This is a genomic window from Klebsiella sp. 64 (genome assembly GCF_018223915.1).
GTDB lineage: Bacteria > Pseudomonadota > Gammaproteobacteria > Enterobacterales > Enterobacteriaceae > Klebsiella > Klebsiella pneumoniae.
Genome location: NZ_JAGRQZ010000065.1, coordinates 1 through 5,977, shown reverse-complemented (window position 1 = coordinate 5,977; position 5,977 = coordinate 1). Strand labels below are relative to the sequence as shown.

Below are 5,977 nucleotides of genomic sequence, written 5' to 3'. Positions count from 1 at the left end.
GGAGCTGCTGTGCCTGAAGAACAGCTCGCTGAAATCGCTGGTGGCGGACCGCCAGGCGGCGTTCCCGGCGTCGGGAGAGATCAACCGCAAGCTGGGGAATGCGGCGGAGGCGATAGCGCGCATCCGGGCGCAGTATGAGCCGGCGGCCGCACACATCGACACAACGGACGGTATCAGTATTGAATACCCTGAGTGGCGCTTTAACCTGCGCACGTCCAACACGGAGCCGGTGGTGCGTCTGAACGTTGAGTCCAGAGCGGATACTGCGTTAATGAATGCAAAAACCGAAGAGATTTTAGCCCTCCTCAAGTAATGCATTAACCATAACGGAAGCCATAGGGTCAGATTTTAATCGTATTTTTGACCTTATGGCTTATTCTTGACATCCCACAGGTCAAAGCGTAAAACCGCCCACAGCATTATTAAAATTCGTGGCTATCCGCCATTACCCAGTTAACTGATTAAAGTGTAATCTCATGAAAATTACTATTTCCGGTACAGGTTATGTTGGTTTATCGAACGGTGTCCTGATTGCGCAAAACCACGAAGTGGTGGCCCTGGATATCGTGCAGGCCAAAGTGGATATGCTTAACCAGAAGATCTCTCCGATTGTCGATAAAGAGATTCAGGAATATCTGGCAGAAAAACCGTTAAATTTCCGTGCCACCACGGATAAGCACGACGCATACCGTAATGCCGACTACGTGATCATTGCGACGCCGACCGATTACGATCCCAAAACCAACTACTTCAACACCTCTACAGTGGAAGCGGTTATTCGCGATGTCACAGAGATCAACCCGAACGCGGTGATGATCATTAAATCGACCATCCCGGTGGGGTTCACCCGCGACATCAAAGAACGTTTAGGGATTGATAATGTTATTTTCTCTCCGGAGTTCCTGCGTGAAGGACGTGCGCTGTACGACAACCTGCACCCGTCGCGTATTGTCATCGGTGAGCGCTCTGCGCGTGCCGAACGTTTTGCTGATCTGCTGAAAGAAGGCGCGATCAAGCAGGATATCCCAACCCTGTTTACCGACTCCACCGAAGCGGAAGCGATCAAACTGTTCGCTAACACCTATCTGGCGCTGCGCGTTGCCTATTTCAACGAGCTCGACAGCTATGCTGAAAGCCAGGGGCTGAACAGCAAACAGATTATCGAAGGGGTATGCCTGGATCCGCGTATCGGCAACCACTACAACAACCCGTCCTTTGGCTATGGCGGCTACTGCCTGCCGAAAGATACCAAGCAGCTGTTGGCGAACTACGAATCGGTCCCGAACAATATCATCGCGGCTATCGTCGATGCCAACCGTACCCGTAAAGACTTTATCGCGGATTCTATTCTCGCTCGTAAGCCGAAAGTGGTGGGTGTATATCGCCTGATCATGAAGAGTGGTTCGGACAACTTCCGTGCCTCTTCTATTCAGGGCATTATGAAGCGCATCAAGGCGAAAGGTATTCCGGTTATTATCTATGAACCGGTGATGCAGGAAGATGAGTTCTTCAACTCCCGCGTCGTGCGCGACCTGGATGCCTTCAAACAAGAGGCGGATGTGATCATCTCTAACCGTATGGCGGAAGAGCTGGCGGATGTTGCAGATAAGGTTTATACCCGCGATCTGTTTGGCAACGATTAATCCTGTTTGTCTGTCACTGGCGGCCTGCCGCCGCCAGTGTGTTCCTTTATCCCTTCCTCATTTCTCCTTCCCCGAGCCTATTTTCCGCTCATTCAGATTAACCTCAATAAATTGTGATGGACATTACGATCCTGCTCAAAAGCCGTTGCGGGTTGAAAACAGGTCCGATAAGTTAAACTTACCTTGTGAAGAGCTACCGTCACTGTGATGTAGATGCCGGAGATAAGCGCCGGGAGGTAAAACAAAGCCTGCAACGCAGGCTTTTGTTATTTATGTCCTATGAAAAAACGAGGGACAGGGCGCGAGTAGCGTTATTTTTTCTTGCCTTAAGGCCATGCCAAAACGCAGAATGAATAGTCATTCTGTCATATCATTTTTTTATCTCTTAATATTATCTTAATCTAATTGCAATATGGATCGGGCCTTACCACTTGCGTTTATTAAACGTCAGTTTCGTTTTCTTTCTGTCTTTTAAATAAGAAATTAAGAAATAAACGGAAACAGCAAGTAGTATGGCAGCGACCACTAAGAAAAATAGGTTTTCCATAATATCTACCACAGGGCGTATGTTGATTGAATTATTAATTTGATAAGCAATACATCAGTTTTGTGCTGTTGCATGGCTTGCTCTAACATATCCTGGATTTAGGAAAATTCCTACAGATAGTAATGTTTTTTATCAATCAGCATATAATGCTGTTTCCGCTAACCAAATTGGTCTGGATACCAGAAAAGTTTGAGTGCCTGGCGCGCGGATATTTGCTTTTCTGAAAAAGGCTGGATGAAACTGGTTTCAGGCGGGCGAGTAAAAAGGCAAAAATAGCGTCTATAGCACAAAATATTATATAAAAAATAATGAATGTGCATTCCGTCGACACATAGTCAGGATAACGGAGGTTACATAGAAGGGGTTGCCGCAATCAGACGATTGCGGCAGGGCAGGGAGATTAGATCTGATAGTAATCCTTATACCACTCCACGAAGTTCTTCACGCCGTCCTTCACTGACGTTTGCGGCTTAAAGCCCACCAGGTCATACAGCGGTTGGGTGTCTGCGCTGGTGTCCAGCACATCTCCCGGCTGGATCGGCATCATATTCTTCTGCGCTTCCATTCCCAGCGCCTCTTCCAGGGCAGTGATGTAGTCCATCAGTTCCACTGGTGAGCTGTTGCCAATGTTATATACCCTGTACGGCGCGGAGCTGGTGGCCGGGGAACCGCTCTCAACGGTCCAGCCGGCATTGGCCTTCGGGATCACATCCTGCACCCGAACCACGGCCTCGACGATGTCGTCGATATAGGTGAAGTCGCGCTTCATTTTGCCGTAGTTGTAAACGTCGATACTTTTTCCTTCCAGCATCGCTTTCGTGAACTTGAACAGCGCCATATCCGGGCGACCCCACGGACCATAAACTGTAAAGAAGCGCAGCCCGGTGGTCGGGATGCCGTACAGGTGAGAATAGGTGTGCGCCATCAGCTCATTAGCTTTCTTGGTGGCGGCATACAAGGAGACCGGATGATCGACGGAATCTTCGGTGGAGAACGGCATTTTACGGTTAAGGCCGTAAACCGAGCTGGAGGAGGCGTACACCAGGTGTTTCACCTTGGTATGACGGCAGCCTTCCAGAATGTTCAGATACCCCATCAGGTTAGCGTCTGCGTAGGCATACGGGTTTTCCAGCGAGTAGCGCACACCGGCCTGGGCGGCCAGGTGGATCACACGATCAAATTGCTCTGTGGCGAACAGCTTTGCCATACCTTCACGGTCGGCCAGATCCAGCTGCTGGAAATGGAATGCCGGAGATGCCAGGCGATCCAGACGGGCCTGCTTCAGGCTGACGTCATAATAGTCGTTCATGTTGTCGATTCCGACAACATCATGCCCTTCATTCAGCAGGCGCTGCGCGATATGGAAGCCGATAAAACCTGCGGCACCAGTGACCAAAAACTTCATATTTTTCCTCCGGGGTGTGGATATCCCGTTCTACATAAGTGCCGATTTTACACTGGCTTGCGGTTGGGATCACTTGCTTTGCCGCGTCTTACCCGCCAGGCGAGAGGTGAAGGACGTTTTTTCTGGCAAAACTGCGGTGGCAAAGGCTGATAAATAACAACATTTCTCATTTGACTGTTAGCCTCCGAATAATAACCTTGTGACCGGTCGGTGGTTTAGCGATTCGTGGCGATACCCTAAAGGCAGCCCATACCCTCCGGGACGGCGTAATTTTGCTTAAAGTTATATTTTTCGTCAGCGGAACATTTAGTAAATGGGCAAAAATCGCTTCGTACTTTCCTGTGTTTTGTCTTTTATATCAGAGGCTTATTTTTGTTTCGTTTGTTTAATGAATGTTTAAGATGTGTATTATTTGAGTAATCCATTAATCAGTAGGCTTTTTTATTTTTATTCCCGGCGTCCAGCGCTATAATCTGCGGACGATTTTCTTTGTGGAATGTGCATTGTAGAGCATGAGTCGTTTATCCCACCTGTCGGAACATAGCGCCGCCGCCGTGTGCAAAGGGCCATCAAGCCTGAGCGCGCGCTGTCTCCCTGGCGGCGAAGACGATGTCTCTTCTTCTCTTTCCCCGCATCGTGAACGCTCCCTTTTGCTGCTGGCTCACATCGGCAGGTCGCCCGTTTCTCTTTCATCGATGGCGAAAAGCGCAGACGTTATACCCTGCGTAAATGAGAAAGTCCTGATGGTTAATTCGGCGGCAAATGAGGAAAGTGTGGTGCGTTTGGCGGCCAGGTGAGGAACAGATGCATATTAAAAGCAGAGATATGTCTCAAGGCATATCTCTGCTTTTAGGTTTTCAGGCCCCCCGTTCTGACAGACTGGCTTTTCAGGCCGCTGAGTGAACGATCTGCCGATAGCCTGAAGCGAAAGCGGGTGGCGTTTAGCCTGGAGCACGGGAGCAGTACGCATTTTGGTTGCGACAGCCAATGGCGGTAGCGTGCCTGAAAAGGCCATTCCACCCGACAGTCGATTGATTGATAGTAAAATAAAGCAATTATTTATTTAAGGATTTCATTATGTTACTTCCTGTAATTATGGCTGGTGGTACCGGCAGTCGTCTCTGGCCGATGTCTCGCGAGCTTTACCCGAAACAGTTCCTCCGCCTGTTCGGGCAGAACTCCATGCTGCAGGAAACCATCACCCGACTCTCGGGCCTTGAAATCCATGAACCGATGGTCATCTGTAACGAAGAGCACCGCTTCCTGGTGGCTGAACAGCTGCGCCAGCTCAACAAGCTGTCGAACAACATTATTCTTGAGCCGGTCGGGCGCAACACCGCCCCGGCCATCGCCCTGGCGGCCCTTCAGGCCACCCGTCACGGCGATGACCCGCTGATGCTGGTCCTCGCCGCCGACCATATCATCAATAACCAGCCGGTCTTCCACGACGCCATCCGCGTCGCCGAGCAGTATGCCGATGAAGGCCATCTGGTCACCTTCGGTATCGTGCCGAACGCCCCGGAAACCGGCTACGGCTACATCCAGCGCGGCGTGGCCCTCACCGACAGCGCCCACACCCCGTACCAGGTGGCCCGCTTCGTGGAGAAGCCGGACCGCGAGCGCGCCGAGGCCTACCTCGCCTCCGGGGAGTACTACTGGAACAGCGGCATGTTTATGTTCCGCGCCAAAAAATACCTCTCCGAGCTGGCCAAATTCCGCCCGGATATCCTCGAAGCCTGCCAGGCCGCGGTCAATGCCGCCGATAACGGCAGCGACTTCATCAGCATTCCGCATGACATTTTCTGCGAGTGCCCGGACGAGTCCGTGGACTACGCGGTGATGGAGAAAACCGCCGACGCGGTGGTGGTCGGTCTCGATGCCGACTGGAGCGACGTCGGCTCCTGGTCCGCCCTGTGGGAGGTCAGCCCGAAAGATGAGCAGGGTAACGTCCTCAGCGGTGACGCGTGGGTGCACAACAGCGAAAACTGCTACATCAACAGCGACGAGAAGCTGGTGGCGGCCATCGGCGTGGAGAACCTGGTGATTGTCAGCACCAAGGACGCCGTGCTGGTGATGAACCGCGAGCGTTCCCAGGACGTGAAGAAGGCGGTCGAGTTCCTCAAGCAGAACCAGCGCAGCGAGTACAAGCGCCACCGCGAGATTTACCGTCCCTGGGGCCGCTGCGACGTGGTGGTCCAGACCCCGCGCTTCAACGTCAACCGCATCACCGTGAAACCGGGCGGCGCCTTCTCGATGCAGATGCACCACCACCGCGCCGAGCACTGGGTCATTCTCGCCGGCACCGGCCAGGTGACGGTCAACGGCAAGCAGTTCCTGCTGACCGAGAACCAGTCCACTTTTATTCCGATTGGCGCCGAGCAC

General features: G+C 52.0%; 4 protein-coding genes and 1 pseudogene. 3 read left to right on the top strand and 2 right to left on the bottom strand.

Annotation, left to right across the window (positions count from 1 at the left end; translation table 11 throughout):
• A pseudogene (locus KHQ23_RS26075) lies at nucleotides 1-313 on the top strand (phosphomannomutase CpsG); the annotation flags it as partial.
• A gap of 163 nt (nucleotides 314-476) precedes the next feature.
• Nucleotides 477-1,643 carry a UDP-glucose 6-dehydrogenase gene (gene ugd, locus KHQ23_RS26070; protein WP_000704907.1) on the top strand — a complete coding sequence of 389 codons (1,167 nt, stop codon included), beginning with the start codon at nucleotides 477-479 and terminating at the stop codon, nucleotides 1,641-1,643.
• Between the two features lie 424 nt (nucleotides 1,644-2,067).
• On the opposite strand, the gene KHQ23_RS26065 is transcribed toward ugd, so the two are convergent.
• Complete coding sequence (locus KHQ23_RS26065; protein WP_004144151.1) at nucleotides 2,068-2,190, bottom strand: small membrane protein; 123 nt, start codon at nucleotides 2,188-2,190, stop codon at nucleotides 2,068-2,070.
• Between the two features lie 400 nt (nucleotides 2,191-2,590).
• The gene (locus KHQ23_RS26060) at nucleotides 2,591-3,595 is read right to left on the bottom strand and encodes an NAD-dependent epimerase (protein WP_040204214.1); all 1,005 of its coding nucleotides are present in this window, start codon (nucleotides 3,593-3,595) and stop codon (nucleotides 2,591-2,593) included.
• A gap of 1,077 nt (nucleotides 3,596-4,672) precedes the next feature.
• Between KHQ23_RS26060 and KHQ23_RS26055 the strand changes: the two genes are divergently transcribed.
• The coding region (locus KHQ23_RS26055; RefSeq protein WP_211776998.1) for a mannose-1-phosphate guanylyltransferase/mannose-6-phosphate isomerase at nucleotides 4,673-5,977 on the top strand (1,305 nt) is incomplete at its 3' end.

Bases quoted from the DNA above. Each gene is read 5' to 3' on its own strand.
- KHQ23_RS26065 (WP_004144151.1), bottom strand. From the start codon at position 2,190: ATGGAAAACCTATTTTTCTTAGTGGTCGCTGCCATACTACTTGCTGTT.
- ugd (WP_000704907.1), top strand. From the start codon at position 477: ATGAAAATTACTATTTCCGGTACAGGTTATGTTGGTTTATCGAACGGT.
- KHQ23_RS26060 (WP_040204214.1), bottom strand. From the start codon at position 3,595: ATGAAGTTTTTGGTCACTGGTGCCGCAGGTTTTATCGGCTTCCATATC.